The sequence below is a fragment of the Providencia rettgeri genome (genome assembly GCF_023205015.1).
GTDB classification, from domain to species: domain Bacteria; phylum Pseudomonadota; class Gammaproteobacteria; order Enterobacterales; family Enterobacteriaceae; genus Providencia; species Providencia rettgeri_E.
In genome coordinates this window covers 89107-112261 of the sequence record NZ_CP096258.1, presented here as the reverse complement: position 1 = coordinate 112261, position 23155 = coordinate 89107, and the positions used below count along the sequence as shown (strand labels likewise).

The window sequence follows — 23155 nt, the reverse complement described above, 5'->3', positions numbered from 1 at the left end:
TATTACCATAAATTACTGTTTAATGGCTTCTGCTTGGATCTTGATAGTGACATTTTGAGTCATACCCTCTTTCACTAAGAAATCGACCCCCCACTGTGTACGGTCAATCGTTGCTTCAAAATCACCACCACAAACATCCGCTTTAAAAATTGGGCTAAAGTAACAACCGAACTTCGTTGTTTTTAATTGAATAGGGTGTGATTCGCCTTTCATTGTCAGTACGCCGTCAATAGAAACCGGCTTGTTATTAACAAAATTCCATTTAGACGACTTAAATTCAATCGTTGGGTACTTGGCAACATCTAACATATCTGCACTTTTGATATGGTTGTCGAATGCAGGTAAACCGGTATTTAATGTCTCCGCAGGGATGATAACGTTCACGCTACCCGCTTGTTTTTCCGCAGAATACGTCATATCGCCAGTAATATTATGAAATCCACCGCTATTGGTTGAAGTATTAAAGTGGTCAATATAAAACACCGCTTTCGTATGCGTTGGGTCTAATTTATAGTCAGCCGCCTGAGCGGTTCCAAAAACAAATAAAGAGGCCAATAAAGGTAAAGCTAACTTTTTCATATACGTTCCTTAAACTTTAAGTACAAATAAACTGCCCTTATTCGTGATAAAGGCAGCCTTATTTCATTTCGTGAGTTAAATATCGTGAGTATTTCTTTAATTAGCGCTCTGAATCTAATTGTTCATTATTTTTCAGAACTTCTTGTGCTTTGCTGTAGCTTTCAATTAATAATTGATAAGCAGGGAAAATTTGCGTGTAAGCCATTGCCCACTCAGCGGCATCTTCGCGGTTCCAAGTCCCTTGTAATTCTGAAGCAACCGCAGCAGTATCCATTGGTACTACACCCGCTTGAACAACTCGAGCCAAGGTAATTTCTTGCGCCATTTTGCTGTAAGTCCCTGATGCATCAATCACCACAAATACTTGATAACCATCCATTACGGCACTAATCGCAGGGAAAGCCATACAAACACTGGTAATGGTTCCAGCGATAATTAATTGCTTTTTACCTGTTGCTTTCACGGCAGCCACAAACTCTGGGTTATCCCACGCGTTAATTTCACCACGTCGTGCAATATATTGTGCATGTGGTGCATTTTGATGAATTTCTGGGATCAACGGACCATTTGGGCCTTGAGGTACAGAAGCCGTTGTTATTACGGGGATTTTTGCAAGAGATGCCATTTTAGCCAGAACAGCGGCGCGAGCACGCAGTTCCGTCATTGGCATATCACCTACGGTTTGAAATAAACCACTTTGGTGATCGATTAATAACATCACCGCATCTTCTGGGTTAATAGCAGGACGTTGACCATTAAAATTAGCTGGGCTACTCATGATGAAACCTCTCAATCGATAAAATATGAAATCTGTTTTTGATTTAAAAATAGAACGATAGCCGCTCCGTTTTCGTGTTATTTAGATTAATTCATCGATTTAAGGCTGAGTAGTCCAGTTTTTGATAAACACTGTTCTATAAATAGAATAATTAGACTTTATTCTATTGTTCTATCACTGCAACAATGAAACCTATTTTTGCTACTACTGCCAAATGATTTGCTCCTTTATTATTCAGTCATCAAAACAATTTTAGGAGCAAAACCATGAAAAAAATTATTGGTATCTATCAATCTCCTCGCAGCCATTGGGTAGGAGACGGCTTTCCTGTCCGTTCAATGTTTAGCTATAACGATCATGGGAAATACCTTAATCCGTTTCTTTTACTCGACAGAGCGGGGCCTTTTGATTTCCCAAGCTCAAATTCAGCAAACAGAGGCGTTGGTGAGCACCCACACCGTGGGTTTGAAACAGTCACGATTGTGTATGATGGCGAAGTGGCTCACCATGACTCTACGGGTGAAGGCGGTGTGATAGGCCCAGGCGATGTTCAGTGGATGACTGCGGCATCCGGTATTTTGCATCAAGAATATCAATCTGACGCCTTCATGAAAAATGGTGGTACCCTTGATATGGTGCAACTGTGGGTTAATTTACCTGCAAAAGACAAATCAGCGACCCCTGGCTACCAGCTGTTAGAAAGCCAAAGCATGCCAAAAGTTGCATTACCCAATGATGCAGGTACATTGCGAGTGATCGCGGGTGACTATTTGGGCAATAACGGTGCAGCAAAAACCTTTAGCCCATTGGATGTATGGGATTTACAACTGAACAAAGGTAAAACGGTAGGTATCCCAACCAAAGCGGGGCGCCATGTTGGTTTAGTCATGTTACGCGGCTCAATGTTTGTTGATGGTCGTTCCGCTTTAAACGAAGGCGAGTTGATGATCCTCGACGATACAGACAGCAATATTCTGTTGGAAGCCACAGAAGATGCTTTAGTGCTGCTGCTCAGTGGTGATCCCATTGACGAGCCCGTTGTTGGCTACGGCCCTTTTGTTATGAACAGCATGGAAGAAATTAACCAAGCTATTCATGATTTCAATAATGGAAAGTTTGGCCGTATTCCTGAAACACAATAAATGACGAATATTTCCCTGATAGCCTAATGTGCTATCGGGGAAATTTATTTCACTGACGGTGAAATATTATCCGCCAAATAATTTAACAGTAATTGAATTGATGGCAACAACCCTTTGCGTGATGGATATACGGCATGAATGATATCTTCAGGAAACTGCCATTTCGGTAATACCTCCACCAATTTCCCTGATTCAATGTCTTTTTCTACCACACCATAAGGCAGCCTTGCGATCCCGACCCCTTTCAGTGCCGCATGGTATAACGTTAAGATATCTGTTGTCGCTAACTTGGGGGTAAAATGCTGCGTAAAACTAAGATCATCACTATTTTTAAGGGTTAACGTGTAATTTTGTGAGTGCTCCGTATTCGCTAACATTGGGTAATCCACCAGCTTCTCAGGTTCAGTAAGCTCACCCTGTTCTGTGAATAATTGTGGGCTAGCCACTAATATACGTCGCGAATATCCAAGTACCTTCATCATTAAGCCTGAATCATCCAATGGCAATGAGCGCACGCGAATAGCTAAATCCAGCCCTTCACTGATCACATCAACAGGTCGGTTAACCGCTAAAATTTGGATGTCGATATCGGGATATTGCACCATAAAATCAACAAGTAATTCATTGAGATAAACTTGCAATAGCGCAACTGGGCACGATAATTTAATTATCCCTTTAGGGTGAGATTGAACAGAACATATCAATTCATGAGCAATTTCAGCTTCATCAACCACATTTTTACACTGCTGATAAAATACTTGCCCTACTTCTGTGACATGAAACTGGCGAGTAGAACGATAAATCAATGAAACATTTAACTTTTGTTCTAATTCTGCGATGCGACGACTTAATTTAGACTTAGGGATCCCTAGCGCCAGACCCGCTTGTGAAAAACCACCATATTCGACAACTTTCACAAAATAGTAGAGATCGTTTAAATCATATTGCATCTCACGCCCCTTAACATTCCCAATCGCAATATCACCATCTTACTAAAAACCCCAAAAAAGCGCTTTAAAAATGAATACGGCCAATTAAAGCCTGCAAACAAAACAAATAGTCTGGCAAGCAAAACAACTAATTCACGATAACAAAGCGAAATAAATTAAAGTGACGAATTAACAATGGAGGGCTCGCATGTACCGCGCACTTTGGGAACGACTTTGTCCCTATCGCTTCACATTATTATTTGCACTTATTTTACAAGCTATAGCAGGCCTCTGTTCACTCATTCCATTGATAGCTATTAGCCAAGTTGCTGCCACTCCCGTTCATCAATATTATGAATGGGTCGTTATTGCGTCCATCGGTGGTATAAGTTGGCTAATTTGCCAAACTCTTGCTATGTATTTAACGCATCAAACGGATAACCATCTCTGCTACCACGTTAGACTACAACTTCTTGATAAAATAGAAAAACTCCCACTAAATCACTTTGCCCAACACGGTAGAGACGGTTTTTTGCAAATTGTGGATCGTGATGTTCGTGGGCTGCATCAATTAACCGCTCATGCCCCCGCAGATATCACAAAACTGATTATCGTCCCCACAGCAGCAACTCTCATTCTATTATGGCAAAATGTACTGCTCACCCTTTTTTGCTTAATGCCATTAATTGCCTCTATTTTTTTATTTAGACAAATGCGCTCTGTACGCTATCAGGCGCTCTACACCTCACGTAACCAGGCAATGGGCTTTCTATATGAACAATACGCGGAACTCGCAGATAACCCACTACAAGCTAGGCAATACCCCAACCAATCAATTCAAAAAAAAACATCACACGCTTTATCTCAATTTGAAATAGCCTTTCATCGATGGATAAGAAAAATAGGTGCTTTGAGCTCATTGACCCAAGTCGGTATCAGCAGCACATTGCTTTCATTGTGGGTTATTGTTGGGGTTTCATTACTCCCTGAGCCCTTACCTCTTGCTCAAGTGATTTTATTCATTTTATTAATTAGCAGTATCGCTGCACCTGTTGCAGCAATGGGGCATGGCACGGACGCCTTAAACCTTGCTGTCAGTGCATCAGAACGTATTCGCCAACTTCTCGCTGAACCGGATATGCATTACGGAGAAAAAGATGTCAGCCCATCTTTAGGTGAGCTCAAACTTGTTCAAGTTGATGTGAAAATAGGTCATAGCCCAATACTATCGAATATTAATATCACCGTGGCTCCCAACGAATTTATAGCTATTGTCGGGGCATCAGGTGCGGGGAAGAGTACTTTATTACAGCTTATGGCACGCTTTTTAGACCCAACAGCAGGAAATGTGCTCTTTAACTCGGTTCCATTACCACAGCTATCATTTACCAGTTTGAACCGTACAGTTTCCATCGTCATGCAAAACACCCCGCCCTTACCTTGTTCTGTACGTGAAAATCTACAGTTGTTTGCCCCAAATGCCACTGAATATGAAATGTATCGTTATCTTGATGCACTCAACTTATTACCGCTTGTAAAACAACAACCTAAAGGACTGGATGCCGTAATAGGACAAGATATGCAGCTGTCCGGAGGGGAGGCTCAACGCCTTGCCATTGCACGCGCACTACTATCACCAGCACCTTTATTACTGCTTGATGAGCCAACATCCGCGCTTGACCCACAAAATGCACAACAGGTGCTGAATTTATTGCACTCCGAGCCGCGAACCTGTGTATTAATTACCCATGACTTAAACGGCTTGGGCCTAGCAGATCGCGTACTGCTGTTAGACAACGGGAAATTAATTGCACAAGGCTCCCATCAACAACTTTCAATACAGTCAGAACCCTATCAGCAACTTTTACGCGCCCTGGAGGATGATTGTGCTTAGGAGCTTATTGTACACCGTACGTAGTGCCATATTTTGGATGACGTTAAGTGCTGTTTTAGAGGGAGTTAGCGGGTTATTTTTATTTGTTGTAATTTTAGATTGGCACCTTGATACCACAATGCCATTAACGTTTTTCGCTCTTTCGAGTTTAACTGCATTAACCGTCACATTTATAGCCACTCAGAAAGGCTATTTTGCTGGGGGGTTGGTGATGCGTTATCTTGCTACAGCACTTATTCGCCATCTGCCGCTTTCATTACACCCTATAGCAAACAGTAATCAGCTAATTTCAGGGCCTGTTTCACAGGTTATGTCTGTGCCCGCACATTTATTACACCCAATTATCAGTGGGTTAGTCACACCCTGCACTATCGTGATTGGTGCTTTAATCTATCAAAGTATTTTTGGAGTCATTTTACTATTTATAATTAGTATATTATTAATATCCTTACGTTTTTCTGCCACAAAAGTGGCCTCTTTTGAGCAAGCCGTTCATGAATCAGAACAACAAGCAGTAAGTGCGCTCAATCAATATGCCCTCCACCAGCCATTAATTCGTCGCTCAAGTGCTCACCATGAGCAGCTGCATCCTAAACTTGCCTTAATGTCCCAATATCAAACTCAAAGACAGCGACAACGAAGAAGTTTGCCATTTCACTTATTATTTTCATTGATGGTGCAAACCGTATTTATTACGCTCTTTGGGTACGGTATTTATTTAGTTGAACATGCAGAAATGCCATTAAACCTGTGCCTAGCAGGGTTAGTTTTATTAGCTCGCTTAATTGAACCTATATGGTTGCTTTCTCATTTAGACCAATCTATTAGGCAGATGAAAAAAGCAGTTCAACAAATTGAGAAAGCCTTACAGACTCCAGTGCTGGTGTTTCCTTATCGTACATCCCCCCCCAAAATCGATAGCGTTAGCTGTGAACAGCTATCATTTTACAGTGATAATAAAAAATGCATTTTAAAAAATATAAATCTGACTTTTAAAAAACATGCACTTACTGTCATTGTGGGCCCATCAGGCGCAGGGAAAAGTACATTATTAGGCTTACTTGCTCGCTTACAAGACCCAACACAAGGCTGTGTGAATTATGGTAATCAAAATATTAAAACCCTATCACAAGCAGTGTTGTGCGCTAGCCGGGGAGTCTTATTACAAGACAGTCGTTTATTTTACGGTAGCATACGCCAAAATTTGATACTTGATGATAATAATATTGATGACAAGGCAATCAGCACGTTACTAACACAACTTAATTTCACCGCCAATCATGAGTTCTTGGAAAAAGAGGTCGGTGCCGGTGGTATGCAACTTTCTGGCGGTCAAAGGCAACGACTGTGTATTGCGAGGCTAATGTTACAGCATCCTGACATCATTTTAATGGATGAACCAACGGCAAGCCTTGATAACGTCAATACCGCTTCAGTGATAGACCTTATAACTCAAGCCAAACAGCAAACACGGGTCATCGTCACCCACCAGCCCAATCTTGCACGCCAAGCAGACTCTATTGTGTATATGGAGAACGGGAACGTGATCGCTCAGGGGACACACCCCGAATTAATGGCGAATATCCCGTGGTACCAACAGTTTGTACAACAAATACCTAAGACTTAGGCGTCATATTGCTAGCAAGTGCTTATGGCCAAATACTCTCTTTGCCAGAAGCACATCGCTTTATATTAACGCTTACCAAACAACCGGTGCTTAAATTCTTCAATGCGGTGGTTATCTAAACGGTTTTGCATGGTTAAGCTCCAACTTGCAGATAACCCTGCTGAACTTAAAAGGCGCTGATATAACTCTTCATCATAAGGGGCGTGAAATGCAATCATAATGGCTTCTTGTACGGAGATATCACTATTGCGGCTCAATAACGTTAATGGCGCATTTTGACTAACATTACCGGCTTTTATCACACGATACAGCCAACCACATCGCCCATTGTCTTGCATCATTTGTGCAAAATTTTCAATTCCTGTTAAACCATTGAGCTTATAACAAGGGGAACGAGGTTGCGTGACCTGAATGCGCGCATCACCCCAAGCAAAAATATCCCCAATAAATACGTTTTCTTCTGTCATACCCAGCGTTGATATATTTTCTCCAAATGCGGAGGCAACAAATAGATCCGCTAAACCCGGATACGCATTAATCCAAAAATCATAATGGTCACGTGGATAATGGCAAAGAGCTCTATCAGGACCGCCATGAAAGCGTTTTTCAGCTTGTTCATCCCCCTCAAGCCCCAATTGCCCTAACATCAATAGCCCATCGGCCGCCTGCTTATGAATAGCACTGTGCCCACAAGACTGGGTTGCTTGGATTTTACCGATAAAGACTTGGGGAATATATGACATGAACAGTGCTCTCCACTTAGCAAAGTAACAGAGACTTCATCATAAAGAATGCCAACAGAGATAACAATCGGGTGAGGTATAAATAAAAAAGCGCAGCATTAACACTGCTGCGCTTTACGAATAAATTATCTTATAAAATTATTTAGCTTTTGCTGCAAAACGTGCCGCTGCTTCATCCCAGTTCACAACTGACCAGAATGCTTTAATATAATCAGGGCGGCGGTTTTGGAATTTCAGATAATAAGCGTGTTCCCATACGTCTAAACCGATGATTGGGTAACCAGATGTGCCTGAAATAGCCTCACCCATTAATGGGTTGTCTTGGTTCGCTGTTGAAACGACAGCTAATTTACCGTCATCTTTCAGAACCAGCCACGCCCAGCCAGAACCGAAACGGGTTGCAGCGGCTTTTTCAAACAGTTCTTTAAATGCATCAACGCTACCGAAATCACGTTCAATCGCAGCTTTCAGTTCGCCTTTTAATTCAGTATTTAATTTCAAACCTTTCCAGAACATGCTGTGATTTGAATGTCCACCTGCGTTATTACGGACAAACGTGCGTTGATCAGCCGGGATTTGGTCTAATTTTTGGATCAGAACATCGATATCTAAACCCGCTAATTCAGGCAGTTTTTCTAACGCTGTATTGGTGTTAGTCACATAGGTTTGATGATGCTTGGTATGGTGGATTTCCATGGTTTGCTTGTCAAAATGTGGTTCCAATGCATCATAAGCATAAGGTAAAGCAGGTAATGTATAACTCATATTATTGTCTCCAGTGACGTAAATACCGCTATGTTTCTCATTTTTACCACAAGGCTCATAGGGTAAACACTTGCGTAACTTCGCACCTTGTGAATAACGATCTATTATAGTTATTTTACTGTTAATGAAAATCATTATCAAACCCATGATAAATGTATGGATATTTATATTCGCTATGAGAACTTGTTTATTCAGTAACTAATACCAACAACCCCGCCATTTATTTTTCTTTAAATCTATCTTTTATTATATTTTTAGTTTTATATTTTAATTTGACATTTAGCATCAAATGATAATCCTGCAAATCTCATTACAATTAATACGTGATCTTCCGCGCAAAAGAAAAACAAATTTAAAATTCGTGCTTTAGTTAACCATTTTTTGACATAGTATTAACATCTGCAAGGAGATAATAATATGACTCAAATAACTAAACATCCCGTTCCTGCTGAAATTGCAAAAAATGCCCTGATAAACGAACAACAGTATAACGATGAGTACCAACGCTCGATTCAAGACCCTGAAGGATTTTGGGGCGAAAAAGGAAAAATCGTTGATTGGATTAAACCTTACACTCGTGTCAAAAACACCTCTTTTGACCCCGGACATATTGATATCCGCTGGTTCGAAGACGGTACATTAAATTTAAGTGCTAACTGTTTAGATCGCCATCTGGCTGAAAAAGGTGACCAAACAGCGATTATTTGGGAAGGCGATGACCCTTTATCGTCAAAAAATGTCACTTACCGCGAACTGCACCATGATGTTTGTCAGTTTGCTAATGTCCTGAAACAACAAGGTATTCGTAAAGGCGATGTTGTCGCCATTTACATGCCTATGGTTGTTGAAGCTGCAGTCGCGATGCTAGCCTGTGCCCGTATTGGCGCGATACATACGGTCATTTTTGCTGGTTTCTCCCCTGAAGCCGTCTCTGGTCGCGTTATTGACTGTAAAGCGAAGCTCATCATCACCGCAGATGAAGGCTTACGAGCTGGCCGTGCAATTCCATTAAAGAAAAATGTGGATGACGCACTCGCTAGTCCGCAAGTTACTACGGTTTCTCATGTCATTGTTTACCAACGCACAGGCAACGCACCGAGCTGGGTCGAAGGCCGTGACCTCTGGTGGCACGACGTCATCAAAGGGGTCAGTGCAGACTGCCCTCCAGAAGAAATCAACGCAGAAGACCCGCTCTTTATCCTGTACACCTCGGGTTCTACAGGCAAACCTAAAGGTGTTTTGCATACCACTGGTGGTTATTTGGTTTATGCCACACTGACATTCAAGTACACCTTCGACTACCATCCAGGTGAAGTCTATTGGTGTACTGCTGATGTCGGCTGGGTAACAGGTCATAGCTATTTGCTATATGGGCCATTATCCAATGGCGCTAAAACATTGATGTTCGAAGGGGTACCTAATTACCCATCAGTTAACCGAATGAGCCAGGTGGTTGATAAACACCAAGTCAATATCCTTTATACTGCACCAACCGCCATCCGCGCATTAATGGCTGAAGGCGATAAAGCTATTGAAGGTACTGACCGCAGCTCATTACGAATTCTCGGCTCCGTGGGGGAACCCATTAACCCTGAAGCTTGGGAATGGTTCTACAAAAAAATTGGTAATAGCCGCTGCCCAGTGGTTGATACATGGTGGCAAACCGAAACAGGTGGTTTCATGATCACACCACTTCCGGGGGCAACCATGTTAAAACCGGGGTCTGCAACATTACCATTCTTCGGCGTTCGCCCTGCGTTAGTTGATAACCTTGGTGAACCTATCGAAGGCGCCACAGAAGGCAATTTAGTTATTGTCGATTCATGGCCGGGCCAAGCCCGAACCTTATTTGGCGATCACGAACGCTTCGAGCAAACCTATTTCTCAACCTTTAAAGGCATGTACTTTAGCGGTGATGGTGCTCGTCGTGATGAGGATGGTTATTACTGGATCACTGGCCGTGTTGACGATGTACTGAATATTTCGGGCCACCGTTTAGGTACCGCAGAAATAGAATCAGCGCTCGTTGCACATCCGAAAGTGGCTGAAGCTGCCGTGGTCGGTATACCTCACAATATTAAAGGGCAAGCTATTTACGCCTATGTCACGCTAATATCAGGGGTTGAGCCTTCACCTGAGCTATATACTGAAGTTCGCAACTGGGTGCGTAAAGAAATTGGCCCAATTGCCACACCAGATGTTCTTCACTGGACGGACTCTTTACCAAAAACCCGTTCCGGTAAAATCATGCGTCGTATCCTACGTAAAATTGCATCAGGAGACACCAGTAACTTTGGAGATACCTCCACTCTGGCCGATCCAGGTGTTGTCGAAAAACTACTCGAAGAAAAACAGTCTATGAGTATGTCATAACGCTAAAAGGCCAACTCATAGAGGCGGCCTTACATACATCCCAACAAGATAGTTTACTCTAAATAATTCGAGGTGCAGTCAACAATGCTGCAGCTTGAAGTATGACGAGTATAACAGAGGAGAACTCTGATGAATGCTACTGCTTACGAAAAGGTAGAGGATAACACTCGCTTTAAAGAACTGGTTAGGAAACGTAGTCGCTTTTCATGGTTATTATCAATAATAACGCTCGTGCTATATGTTGGATTTATTTTTCTTATCGCTTTTGACCCAAGCTGGCTAGGAACACCGATATCCGAAGGTTCATACATCACAAGAGGGATCCCTGTTGGTATCGGCCTAATTGTCATTTCATTTGTACTCACTGGGCTTTACGTTATCCGAGCCAACGGTGAATACGACCGTTTAACAGCAGAAATTTTAAAAGAGGTAGAAAAATGAAAATATTGCTCTCACTCATTCTCTTTTTTACCTCATCAATGGCGTTTTCTGATGCATTGACAGGGGATGTTGAACGCCAGCCTGTGAATATTCAGGCGATTGTGATGTTCTTACTGTTTGTCGGCTTCACTTTGTATATTACCTACTGGGCGTCAAAAAGAACGCGTTCTCGCTCTGATTACTACACTGCGGGCGGGAAAATTACCGGTTTCCAAAACGGGATGGCTATTGCGGGCGACTTTATGTCTGCGGCTTCCTTCTTAGGGATCTCTGCTCTGGTTTATACTTCTGGCTATGATGGCCTGATTTATTCAATTGGCTTCTTAATTGGCTGGCCGATCATTCTATTCTTAATTGCCGAGCGCTTACGTAATTTAGGTCGTTATACCTTCGCTGATGTCGCTTCTTATCGATTAAAACAAAGACCCATTCGTATTCTATCTGCGGTTGGCTCTCTGGTTGTTGTTGCACTGTACCTTATCGCTCAAATGGTTGGCGCGGGTAAATTGATTGAATTGTTATTTGGTCTCAATTACCACGTCGCGGTTGTTATCGTGGGTATCTTGATGGTGCTATATGTCCTATTTGGTGGCATGTTAGCCACAACTTGGGTGCAAATTATTAAAGCCATCTTGTTATTAGCTGGTGCAACATTCATGGCTGTTATGGTTATGAAACACGTAGGCTTTAACTTTAATACCTTATTTAAAGAAGCCGTTGAAGTTCATAAAAATGGTATTGCCATCATGAGTCCGGGAGGACTGGTTTCCGACCCAATATCCGCCCTATCACTGGGTCTTGCATTGATGTTTGGTACTGCAGGCCTTCCTCATATTATTATGCGATTCTTTACCGTAAGCGATGCAAAAGAAGCGCGTAAAAGCGTGTTCTATGCAACTGGCTTTATTGGTTATTTTTACATATTAACCTTTATTATTGGCTTTGGTGCCATCGTTCTAGTCAGTTCCAATCCTGCCTTTAAAGATGCAGCCGGAGCACTTATTGGCGGAACAAATATGGCGGCTGTTCACCTTGCAGATGCCGTTGGTGGTAACTTCTTCTTAGGGTTTATTTCTGCAGTTGCATTCGCCACCATTCTTGCTGTTGTTGCCGGTTTAACCTTAGCAGGCGCCTCTGCGGTTTCCCATGACCTATATGCAATGGCAATGAAAAATGGTAAAGCGGATGAAAAAGATGAATTACGCGTCTCTAAAATTACCGTTGTTATCTTAGGTTTTGTTGCTATCGGGTTAGGCATTCTGTTTGAAAAACAAAATATTGCCTTCATGGTTGGTTTAGCTTTCTCAATTGCAGCAAGTTGTAATTTTCCAATCATTCTACTCTCAATGTACTGGCGCAAACTGACCACTCGTGGAGCATTGGCAGGTGGTTGGTTCGGTTTAATTACCGCCGTTGTCTTAATGATTTTAGGGCCAACTATCTGGGTTAGTATTCTTCATCATGAAAAACCAATCTATCCTTATGAATATCCAGCACTCTTTTCCATGGCGGTGGCATTTATTGCTTCATGGTTATTCTCTGTAACAGATAATTCAGAACAAGGGAAAATGGAAAGAGAACGTTTTAAAGAACAATTTATTCGTTCACAAATCGGCCTCGGTATTGAGCAGGGTAAATCACATTAACACTCAACTGTAATAATCAAATAGAATAAAAAAACGGCCATTTGGGCCGTTTATTTCTGGATTTATAGCGTGAACATTAAATAACAATATACAATCATTAATATTATCAAACATTAATAATTGATAGGCCCATCTATTATTTATCCTTGACCTTACTAAGGTTTATATCTATTAATTAAAAAGCTAATAAGCCTTCCTCTAGCTAAACAAGGAAAATTTATGTTTTACAATCCCGATATAAAAAAACTCGAAAAGATAAAAAGTTTAAAAATAAGCACATCTACAATTATTGATATTTTAGATGGATTAAAATCAGGTAGTGTTTTATCTCATGAACTACACTCTCTTAATATTAACGATTTTTATATTGTCGGACATGCATATACCGTTCAATGGAAATTAGTTAAAAAAGGAAAATGTATCATAGAGAAACAATCATCAACATGGGAACAAGTCCAACAATTTCTCGTACCTGAATTAGATAACGCAAGTGGGCTTATTTATGTCGCTGGCTATGGCGATTTAATGAAACATGCCGCTCTAGCCGGAGGAATGAGTTGCACCTATTTTCAGCAACTCGGCTTCAACGGTATTATTTTAGGTGGCGCCGTTAGGGACATTCAAGAATTACGAGATCTGAATATCCCTGTCATCGCGAGTAATATAATACCCTCAGATACTCAAGGTGCCTACTGTGTCAGTGAAACAGGCACTTCATGCAGAATTGAAGACAATATCATCCAGACTGGAGATCTCATCATTTCAGACACAAACGGGAGTGTCGTTGTTCCATTAGATCTGATTGATAAAGTCTTTGAAGAAGCTGTAAAAATTAATAACGCTGAAAATACTATGCTGGCTCAAATAAGATCAGGAAAAAGACTCCCCGATTTAATAAACGAAACAGGAAGAATATGATTTATATGAGGTAATACCATGCTTACTATCCATACTTTAGGCCCTAAAGGAACAAATTGTGAGAAAGCTGCACATTACTATTTAGAAAAAAATAACTTAGATGGCAATGTTATATTACATGAAACACTTGAAGTCGCTGTAGAAGAAATAAAAAAGGATAATAACTGTATATTACTCGGTTGTATTGTTTATCCTTATTTACACAACATCGTATTTCAAAATTTAACTTTTTTAAAGATCACCGATTGCTTTGTATTGGATACTCATAATATGTTATTTGCAAGCCGCTATACTGACCTGAGTAAAATTAAAAAAATCGGTTCACATGCTGCACCCAAAGATTTATTTTCAGAGGTTAATGGTTTAAATAAACCAATTGAGCCTCTATTGTTTAATTCAAATAGTGAAGCAGCTTTACAATGTGCTAATGGAACTGTTGATGCATGTATTACTACTCTAAAAACAGCCAAAAGCCATAACCTCAATATATTACATGACTTTGGCTCCGTTCCTATGGGTTTCTCAATTCACTCAAAAATTAATTAGTCATTTATCCCTATTTTTATATAAGGTAACAATATGAGCCTTTTTTTGTCTAAAGAAATGATCTCCTATGATATGGACCTAAACCGTAATGAAGGAGAGGAAAGCAAAATACAAGCCAAGTTCATTCATGGTACGGGTTTTACCATCGCGTTTTGGACATTCAAGCCAAAAGCGATTATCCCAGAACATACTCATGAACATGAAACTGCAACAACGATATTGAAAGGTTCCTTAAGACTAACTGTTGATGGCCGAACTGTTTTCTTGCATGCAGGCGACTCTTTTATCATCCCTTCGTGGGCCGTTCATGATGCAGAGGCTCTCGAATCTTCAGAAGTCATTGATGTGTATACACCTGTGCGTGAAGATTACCTTGCAAGACAAAATGGCGCACTCACAACATACTTAAATATATCTCAGTCAAAATAATCTTTTCTCATCATAAAAAGGGAGCTTATAACCAGTCAACATTGTGGAGCCCTTCTTCATGGAAGGATTTCCCTATAGAACAAAATCCGCATTATCCAGATAAATGTGCATTAGAGTATTTCCAAACTAACATATATAACCCCCCTCCCTTAGTATTTGTTTCGAAAAAAGTGTGGGCCAAATATCTCTTCAGATACATTAGTTAGCTTAATAAGTAAATTAAACCCAAGTAGAGAGAAAGGGAAAATCGTCCTTATCATTAGAATGGGGGCTAATATTATCAAGCAAAAACTCCCAGCTCTCATAAAATCAATTCAATCCTGTGGCGAACCTGTCATTTGCATGATTAACCCAATGCATAGTAATACCAAAAATGCCAAAGAAGGATATAAAACACGCTATTTTACGGATATTACTGATTAAATGATTCAGTTCATTCATATATTAAAGGAAGCAGGAGTACATCCAGGAGGTGTCCACTTAGAAATGACAGGACTAGATGTTACTGAGTGCACAGGAGGTATTCCTGAAATCAGCGAAGAAGATATTAGTTATAAATATCAGTCATTATGTGACCCTAGACTTAACAGAATGCAATCTCTCGAAATTACATATCTTCTAGGTAAAAACTGGAATTAGTTCTTTTTATTAACCTAGCCCTCAAGGTAGGGCTAGCCTTTACAATAAATAAAAATCCCCCGACTAAAAATAGCCGAGGGATATGCAAACATTTATTAAATTATTAGTGTGTGCTAATTTGCATAGTGCAGTCTTTCTCTATTAGCCCAATCTTCAACAAGTGAATAAGTACTTGATGGGTTTGCCTTTCTCTCTTCTTGAAGGCTCTTAAACTCTGTTGTATTTTTTGGCGTATAACGCATCAATAATTGGTCTAACACTATATGCTTCTCAGCAAATTCAGAATCAATTTTTAGACGCTTATACAATGTGTATGTGATGATGGCACTAACCGCCAACATGGAGATCACAGCGACAAAACTGTAATCTATTCCAAAAAAAATTCTTGCTGCATTTAATAGTAAAAATGGTACAAAAAACATCACAAGTATAGAAAGAATAATTGCACCATCTTGCCCATTGTTAAATTCGTTTTCTTTCTGCTTATTGACAGAAAGAATTTGATCAAAAATCTTATGATTAGCGCTTTTTGCCTTTTTCATGTGATCCACCTTTGGCACATAAAACAATATTTATATGAAATACAGTCAGTTAATGATTACAGCTTGTGTTATTGACAACACCTTGGGCTGATTTTTTTCCATTGAAAATTCTATTTATAAACAAATTTAATATCTAATGTAATACCTTAAGTCAATTTACTCATTATAAGCACAATAAAATAAAACATCAATTTAACAATTTTTATATATAAAAATAACCATTTGAATGAATTTTAGACGAAGATTTAAAATGATGATGAACGGCTTTTTTATCAAAAAAAATGGCTTATAATATTTTATCTATTGATATTATTCATATTTAAATAATAAACACATACCGTTTTTACAGACTAATTAACACCATAAAAACCATAAAACAAAAAAAACACAAACAAGCAAAATAGAGTAAATTGATGAACTAATCTTACTAATTCATTATTTATTTTAATAGATTATAATTTATCTATCGGTAGGGTATATAAATGAATGCATTTCATACCTATTTAAGAGATGATGGTTCAAGCTTACTTTCACTGCTCCACTTTGTTTTTAAGTGAACTGTTACCTATTTCCCAAACAATTCTATTCAGCTCGGTGATATGTACACCACCAATCCACTATATTATATTCATTGGATTTTATTAAAACTCCACTATCCACCAACAACTTGTGAGCTGTTACTCACTACTTTGGTTCCAGAGCTTCCATTCACAGCAATAATAGATAACCACCACACCATATCCCGTTAATTTTATTGCAATTATGCACACTAATTAAGGAACAAGTGAGTTGTTACTCACTACTTTAGTTCCAGACCTTCCATTCACAGCAGTAATAGATAACCACCACACCATATCCCGTTAATTTTATTGCAATTACGCACACTAACTAAGGAACAAGTGAGCTGTTACTCACTACTTTAGTTCCAAACCTTCCATTCATGATCACAATACCACCGAGTGTCATCTACCGATTGCTTGACTTAATTCTCTTAACTCATGCTGCCTAACCCCACACTCAGCACTTGTCTCCGCGCACTTTTCAACAAGTGAGCTGTTACTCACTACTTTGGTTCCAGAGCTTCCATTCATGATCACAATACCACCGAGTGTCATCTACCGATTGCTTGACTTAACTCTCTTAACTCATGCTGCCTCAGCCCACACTCAGCACTTGTCTCCGCGCACTTTTCAACATGTGAGCTGTTACTTACTAGTTTATATCTAGACCTTTCATCATGGCGCTAGTAGATAATCACTACCACACCATATCCAGTTAATTTTATTGCAATTATGCACACTAATTAAGGAACAAGTGAGCTGTTACTCACTACTTTGTATCATGAACTTCCATTTGCGACGGTTATATTCATGACTAATCGCCCTGCGTAAAAGGATTAAATTAAGTGAGTCGTTAAGTTGGAGTTGGGAGTCGGGAGTTGGAATATTAAGGAACTTCACTTCTAGCATCAACAATTAGTTCGCTCCCCCCCAAACGCAAAAAAGCCACCCAATGGGTGGCTTCTTCACTAATTTAATGTCTGGCAGTTCCCTACTCTCACATGGGGAGACCCCACACTACCATCGGCGCTACGGCGTTTCACTACTGAGTTCGGCATGGGGTCAGGTGGGACCACCGCGCTATTGCCGCCAGACAAATTCTGTGTGTTCCCGTTTAATGTCACTTTTATACACTAAACCAGAACGTCAATCTCAAACAAGCTGTGTGTCCTTCACCTTTCGGCTTCTCACTCTATCAAAAACAACTCAATCTCTCTAAAACACCTTCGGTGTTGTCAGGTTAAGCCTCACGGTTCATTAGTATTGGTTAGCTCAACGTATCGCTACGCTTACACACCCAACCTATCAACGTCTTAGTCTTAAACGTTCCTTTAGGACCCTTAAAGGGTCAGGGAAGACTCATCTCAAGGCAAGTTTCCCGCTTAGATGCTTTCAGCGGTTATCTCTTCCGCACTTAGCTACCGGGCAATGCCATTGGCATGACAACCCGAACACCAGTGGTGCGTCCACTCCGGTCCTCTCGTACTAGGAGCAGCCCCTTTCAATCTTCCAACGCCCACGGCAGATAGGGACCGAACTGTCTCACGACGTTCTAAACCCAGCTCGCGTACCACTTTAAACGGCGAACAGCCGTACCCTTGGGACCTACTTCAGCCCCAGGATGTGATGAGCCGACATCGAGGTGCCAAACACCGCCGTCGATATGAACTCTTGGGCGGTATCAGCCTGTTATCCCCGGAGTACCTTTTATCCGTTGAGCGATGGCCCTTCCATTCAGAACCACCGGATCACTAAGACCTACTTTCGTACCTGCTCGAGCCGTCACTCTCGCAGTCAAGCTGGCTTATGCCTTTGCACTAACCGCATGATGTCCGACCATGCTTAGCCAACCTTCGTGCTCCTCCGTTACTCTTTGGGAGGAGACCGCCCCAGTCAAACTACCCACCAGACACTGTCCGCACCCCGGATAACGGGGCAACGTTAGAACATCAAACATTAAAGGGTGGTATTTCAAGGTTGGCTCCACGCAGACTGGCGTCCACGCTTCGAAGCCTCCCACCTATCCTACACATCAAGGCTCAATGTTCAGTGTCAAGCTATAGTAAAGGTTCACGGGGTCTTTCCGTCTTGCCGCGGGTACACTGCATCTTCACAGCGAGTTCAATTTCACTGAGTCTCGGGTGGAGACAGCCTGGCCATCATTACGCCATTCGTGCAGGTCGGAACTTACCCGACAAGGAATTTCGCTACCTTAGGACCGTTATAGTTACGGCCGCCGTTTACTGGGGCTTCGATCAAGAGCTTCTCCTTACGGATAACCCCATCAATTAACCTTCCAGCACCGGGCAGGCGTCACACCGTATACGTCCACTTTCGTGTTTGCACAGTGCTGTGTTTTTAATAAACAGTTGCAGCCAGCTGGTATCTGCGACTGGCTTCAGCTCCATCCGCGAGGGACTTCACCTAGCGCCAGCGTGCCTTCTCCCGAAGTTACGGCACCATTTTGCCTAGTTCCTTCACCCGAGTTCTCTCAAGCGCCTGAGTATTCTCTACCTGACCACCTGTGTCGGTTTGGGGTACGATTAATGATAATCTAGAGCTTAGAGGCTTTTCCTGGAAGCGGGGCATGAGCTACTTCATCACCGTAGTGACTCGTCATCGAACCTCAGCATGTAGTGAACCGGATTTGCCTAATTCACCTGCCTACATTCTTAAACCGGGACAACCGTCGCCCGGATAGCCTAGCCTTCTCCGTCCCCCCATCGCAATTATCACCAGTACGGGAATATTAACCCGTTTCCCATCGACTACGCATTTCTGCCTCGCCTTAGGGGTCGACTCACCCTGCCCCGATTAACGTTGGACAGGAACCCTTGGTCTTCCGGCGTGCGGGTTTTTCACCCGCATTATCGTTACTTATGTCAGCATTCGCACTTCTGATACCTCCAGCATACCTCACAGTACACCTTCACAGGCTTACAGAACGCTCCCCTACCCAACAATATTTACATATCGCTGCCGCAGCTTCGGTGCATAGTTTAGCCCCGTTACATCTTCCGCGCAGGCCGACTCGACCAGTGAGCTATTACGCTTTCTTTAAATGATGGCTGCTTCTAAGCCAACATCCTGGCTGTCTGAGCCTTCCCACTTCGTTTCCCACTTAACTATGACTTTGGGACCTTAGCTGGCGGTCTGGGTTGTTTCCCTCTTCACGACGAACGTTAGCACCCGCCGTGTGTCTCCCGTGATAACATTCTTCGGTATTCGTAGTTTGCATCGAGTTGGTAAGTCGGGATGACCCCCTAGTCGAAACAGTGCTCTACCCCCGAAGATGAGTTCACGAGGCGCTACCTAAATAGCTTTCGGGGAGAACCAGCTATCTCCCGGTTTGATTGGCCTTTCACCCCCAGCCACAAGTCATCCGCTAATTTTTCAACATTAGTCGGTTCGGTCCTCCAGTTAGTGTTACCCAACCTTCAACCTGCCCATGGCTAGATCACCGGGTTTCGGGTCTATACCCTGCAACTCATTCGCCCAGTTAAGACTCGGTTTCCCTACGGCTCCCCTATACGGTTAACCTTGCTACAGAATATAAGTCGCTGACCCATTATACAAAAGGTACGCAGTCACCCTGATAAATCAAGGCTCCCACTGCTTGTACGTACACGGTTTCAGGTTCTATTTCACTCCCCTCGCCGGGGTTCTTTTCGCCTTTCCCTCACGGTACTGGTTCACTATCGGTCAATCAGGAGTATTTAGCCTTGGAGGATGGTCCCCCCATATTCAGACAGGATAACACGTGTCCCGCCCTACTCGTCGAGTTCACAACACTAACACCTTCGGATACGGGGCTATCACCCTTTACTGCCGGACTTTCCAGACCGTTCTCCTGATGCTAATGCTGATTAAGACTCTGGGCTGCTCCCCGTTCGCTCGCCGCTACTAGGGGAATCTCGGTTGATTTCTTTTCCTCGGGGTACTGAGATGTTTCAGTTCCCCCGGTTCGCTTCGTTTGACTATGTATTCATCAAACGATAGTGCAACGAATTGCACTGGGTTTCCCCATTCGGAAATCGTCGGTTGTAACGGTTCATATCACCTTACCGACGCTTATCGCAGATTAGCACGTCCTTCATCGCCTCTGATTGCCTAGGCATCCACCGTGTACGCTTAGTCGCTTAACCTCACAACCCGAAGGCGTCTTCTTACAACGAGTGACTGTGCTTCATGATTTCGGCGTTAGTCCGTGCGCGCAATGCTCACGTACTTAAAGTACGCTGCGCTTGCTGTGCGCGGGCTGCCTTGAACTCATTTCGCTCGTCGACTCGATAGTTCAAAGTACACTATTCAAGTTGAGATTTTTGAGAGACTCTCACATTGTTTAAGCGATAAACAATGTGCGTTGTTTTCAATTTTCAGCTTGTTCCAGATTGTTAAAGAGCATAATTATTCGCAATAGACTAGTTGACTAATCTATTCTGAATAATCAGAAAAATTTATGGTGGAGCTAAGCGGGATCGAACCGCTGACCTCCTGCGTGCAAGGCAGGCGCTCTCCCAGCTGAGCTATAGCCCCATAAAGGTATTTTCGGTATCGTCTCTTTCTTTTTATGAAAGAAATCAGTTATAAATTGAATTCAGGCAAGGCATAGATTGGCGAAGCTTACGTGGGTAAGCGAGCTAATCTATAACAAAGCATCAATTCAATTTTGGTAGGCCTGAGTGGACTTGAACCACCGACCTCACCCTTATCAGGGGTGCGCTCTAACCACCTGAGCTACAAGCCTATCGATACCGCTACTCTATTTCATCAGACAATCTGTGTGAGCACTTCACAAAAACACTTCAATGGTAAGGAGGTGATCCAACCGCAGGTTCCCCTACGGTTACCTTGTTACGACTTCACCCCAGTCATGAATCACAAAGTGGTAAGCGCCCTCCCGAAGGTTAAGCTACCTACTTCTTTTGCAACCCACTCCCATGGTGTGACGGGCGGTGTGTACAAGGCCCGGGAACGTATTCACCGTAGCATTCTGATCTACGATTACTAGCGATTCCGACTTCATGGAGTCGAGTTGCAGACTCCAATCCGGACTACGACGTACTTTATGAGTTCCGCTTGCTCTCGCGAGGTCGCTTCTCTTTGTATACGCCATTGTAGCACGTGTGTAGCCCTACTCGTAAGGGCCATGATGACTTGACGTCATCCCCACCTTCCTCCGGTTTATCACCGGCAGTCTCCTTTGAGTTCCCGACCGAATCGCTGGCAACAAAGGATAAGGGTTGCGCTCGTTGCGGGACTTAACCCAACATTTCACAACACGAGCTGACGACAGCCATGCAGCACCTGTCTCAGAGTTCCCGAAGGCACCAAAGCATCTCTGCTAAGTTCTCTGGATGTCAAGAGTAGGTAAGGTTCTTCGCGTTGCATCGAATTAAACCACATGCTCCACCGCTTGTGCGGGCCCCCGTCAATTCATTTGAGTTTTAACCTTGCGGCCGTACTCCCCAGGCGGTCGATTTAACGCGTTAGCTCCGAAAGCCACTCCTCAAGGGAACAACCTTCAAATCGACATCGTTTACAGCGTGGACTACCAGGGTATCTAATCCTGTTTGCTCCCCACGCTTTCGCACCTGAGCGTCAGTCTTTGTCCAGGGGGCCGCCTTCGCCACCGGTATTCCTCCACATCTCTACGCATTTCACCGCTACACATGGAATTCTACCCCCCTCTACAAGACTCTAGCTGACCAGTCTTAGATGCCATTCCCAGGTTAAGCCCGGGGATTTCACATCTAACTTAATCAACCGCCTGCGTGCGCTTTACGCCCAGTAATTCCGATTAACGCTTGCACCCTCCGTATTACCGCGGCTGCTGGCACGGAGTTAGCCGGTGCTTCTTCTGTCGGTAACGTCAATCGTTGTTGATATTAGCAACAACGCCTTCCTCCCGACTGAAAGTACTTTACAACCCTAGGGCCTTCTTCATACACGCGGCATGGCTGCATCAGGCTTGCGCCCATTGTGCAATATTCCCCACTGCTGCCTCCCGTAGGAGTCTGGGCCGTGTCTCAGTCCCAGTGTGGCTGATCATCCTCTCAGACCAGCTAGGGATCGTCGCCTAGGTGAGCCATTACCCCACCTACTAGCTAATCCCATATGGGTTCATCCGATAGCGCAAGGACCGAAGTTCCCCTGCTTTGCTCCTAAGAGATTATGCGGTATTAGCCACCGTTTCCAGTGGTTATCCCCCTCTATCGGGCAGATCCCCATACATTACTCACCCGTCCGCCGCTCGTCAGCGAGAAGCAAGCTTCCCCTGTTACCGCTCGACTTGCATGTGTTAGGCCTGCCGCCAGCGTTCAATCTGAGCCATGATCAAACTCTTCAATTAAAAGTAGTCTGATGCTCAAAGAATGTTACTGTCGTTTGATTTCCGAAGAAACCAAATTACCTATTAGTTCATATATATGAATTAACGTGTTAGTCACTCTTCAAGACTTAAAATCAAATATTTTTTTGATAGTGTCCTGTGAGTGCCCACACAGATTGTCTGATAAATTGTTAAAGAGCGTTGCGACTGAATCTTTCGATTTTCGACTTCTAGGTCGTTGTCGCGAGGTGTCGTATATTACGTTTTTTATTT

The 23155-nt window shown here is 42.6% G+C and carries 15 protein-coding genes, 2 tRNA genes, 3 rRNA genes and 1 pseudogene; 10 read left to right on the top strand and 11 right to left on the bottom strand.

All coding sequences use genetic code 11. The annotated features are described in order from the left end of the window. Window positions 1-12: 12 nt before the first annotated feature. Complete coding sequence (locus M0M83_RS00465) at window positions 13-579, bottom strand: YceI family protein (RefSeq protein ID WP_125894606.1); 567 nt, start codon at window positions 577-579, stop codon at window positions 13-15. A 100-nt stretch (window positions 580-679) separates the two neighbouring features. Continuing rightward, on the bottom strand, window positions 680-1357 hold the full coding sequence (locus M0M83_RS00460; protein WP_102140131.1) for a hydrolase: 678 nt from the start codon (window positions 1355-1357) through the stop codon (window positions 680-682). Window positions 1358-1623: 266 nt separating this feature from the next. On the opposite strand from M0M83_RS00460, the gene M0M83_RS00455 reads away from it, so the two are divergent. Next, window positions 1624-2499 carry a pirin family protein gene (locus M0M83_RS00455; RefSeq protein ID WP_125894602.1) on the top strand — a complete coding sequence of 292 codons (876 nt, stop codon included), beginning with the start codon at window positions 1624-1626 and terminating at the stop codon, window positions 2497-2499. A gap of 44 nt (window positions 2500-2543) precedes the next feature. On the opposite strand, the gene M0M83_RS00450 is transcribed toward M0M83_RS00455, so the two are convergent. After that, a complete protein-coding gene (locus M0M83_RS00450; RefSeq protein WP_213914387.1) occupies window positions 2544-3449 on the bottom strand; it encodes a LysR substrate-binding domain-containing protein in 906 nt (301 codons plus the stop codon). Between the two features lie 187 nt (window positions 3450-3636). Here M0M83_RS00450 and M0M83_RS00445 point away from each other — a divergent pair, with 187 nt between their 5' ends. Both M0M83_RS00445 and M0M83_RS00440 read left to right on the top strand, forming a co-directional pair. Next, window positions 3637-5322: an ABC transporter ATP-binding protein gene (locus M0M83_RS00445; RefSeq protein WP_248467322.1), complete on the top strand. Its 1686-nt coding sequence runs from the start codon at window positions 3637-3639 to the stop codon at window positions 5320-5322. 7 nt (window positions 5323-5329) lie between these two features. Next, the gene (locus M0M83_RS00440; RefSeq protein ID WP_248467321.1) at window positions 5330-6949 is read left to right on the top strand and encodes an ABC transporter ATP-binding protein; all 1620 of its coding nucleotides are present in this window, start codon (window positions 5330-5332) and stop codon (window positions 6947-6949) included. Window positions 6950-7014: 65 nt separating this feature from the next. Here the strand turns inward: M0M83_RS00440 and yiiM are convergent, their stop codons facing one another. Together yiiM and sodA are read right to left on the bottom strand one after the other, a co-directional pair. Next, window positions 7015-7692, bottom strand: a complete 678-nt coding sequence (gene yiiM / locus M0M83_RS00435) for a 6-hydroxyaminopurine reductase (protein WP_125894594.1) — start codon at window positions 7690-7692, stop codon at window positions 7015-7017. A gap of 138 nt (window positions 7693-7830) precedes the next feature. Further along, on the bottom strand, window positions 7831-8457 hold the full coding sequence (sodA, locus tag M0M83_RS00430) for a superoxide dismutase [Mn] (protein WP_125894685.1): 627 nt from the start codon (window positions 8455-8457) through the stop codon (window positions 7831-7833). Between the two features lie 417 nt (window positions 8458-8874). Here sodA and acs point away from each other — a divergent pair, with 417 nt between their 5' ends. From acs to M0M83_RS00395, 7 genes and pseudogenes are all read left to right on the top strand, one after another. After that, entirely contained in the window at window positions 8875-10830 is a 1956-nt protein-coding gene (gene acs / locus M0M83_RS00425) for an acetate--CoA ligase (protein WP_125894592.1), read from the top strand. Between the two features lie 129 nt (window positions 10831-10959). Continuing rightward, window positions 10960-11271: a DUF485 domain-containing protein gene (locus M0M83_RS00420; protein ID WP_125894590.1), complete on the top strand. Its 312-nt coding sequence runs from the start codon at window positions 10960-10962 to the stop codon at window positions 11269-11271. Beyond that, window positions 11268-12917 carry a cation/acetate symporter ActP gene (gene actP, locus M0M83_RS00415; protein ID WP_213914390.1) on the top strand — a complete coding sequence of 550 codons (1650 nt, stop codon included), beginning with the start codon at window positions 11268-11270 and terminating at the stop codon, window positions 12915-12917. The genes M0M83_RS00420 and actP overlap by 4 nt, the downstream gene beginning before the upstream one ends. A 219-nt stretch (window positions 12918-13136) precedes the next feature. Next, on the top strand, window positions 13137-13835 hold the full coding sequence (locus tag M0M83_RS00410) for an RraA family protein (protein WP_213914391.1): 699 nt from the start codon (window positions 13137-13139) through the stop codon (window positions 13833-13835). Between the two features lie 18 nt (window positions 13836-13853). Continuing rightward, the gene (locus M0M83_RS21625) at window positions 13854-14381 is read left to right on the top strand and encodes a prephenate dehydratase domain-containing protein (RefSeq protein ID WP_125894584.1); all 528 of its coding nucleotides are present in this window, start codon (window positions 13854-13856) and stop codon (window positions 14379-14381) included. Window positions 14382-14414: 33 nt separating this feature from the next. After that, window positions 14415-14810 (top strand): cupin domain-containing protein, encoded by a 396-nt coding sequence (locus M0M83_RS00400; RefSeq protein ID WP_125894582.1) that lies wholly within the window; start codon window positions 14415-14417, stop codon window positions 14808-14810. Window positions 14811-14966: 156 nt separating this feature from the next. Then, window positions 14967-15449, top strand: a pseudogene (locus tag M0M83_RS00395) (3-deoxy-7-phosphoheptulonate synthase). Window positions 15450-15562: 113 nt separating this feature from the next. On the opposite strand, the gene M0M83_RS00390 reads toward M0M83_RS00395, so the two are convergent. The 6 genes from M0M83_RS00390 to M0M83_RS00365 all read right to left on the bottom strand — a co-directional run bounded on the left by M0M83_RS00390 (window position 15563) and on the right by M0M83_RS00365 (window position 22903). Next, window positions 15563-15991, bottom strand: a complete 429-nt coding sequence (locus M0M83_RS00390; protein ID WP_213914395.1) for a hypothetical protein — start codon at window positions 15989-15991, stop codon at window positions 15563-15565. Between the two features lie 1538 nt (window positions 15992-17529). Beyond that, window positions 17530-17645 (bottom strand): 5S ribosomal RNA (gene rrf, locus M0M83_RS00385). Window positions 17646-17787: 142 nt separating this feature from the next. Next, window positions 17788-20696, bottom strand: a 23S ribosomal RNA gene (locus tag M0M83_RS00380). Between the two features lie 315 nt (window positions 20697-21011). Further along, window positions 21012-21087: transfer RNA gene (locus tag M0M83_RS00375), tRNA-Ala, on the bottom strand. Between the two features lie 134 nt (window positions 21088-21221). Then, window positions 21222-21298 (bottom strand) — tRNA-Ile (locus M0M83_RS00370). Window positions 21299-21363: 65 nt separating this feature from the next. Further along, a 16S ribosomal RNA gene (locus tag M0M83_RS00365) occupies window positions 21364-22903 on the bottom strand. Together the 16S, 23S and 5S rRNA genes with 2 tRNA genes alongside form the textbook arrangement of a ribosomal RNA operon. Window positions 22904-23155: the final 252 nt, after the last annotated feature.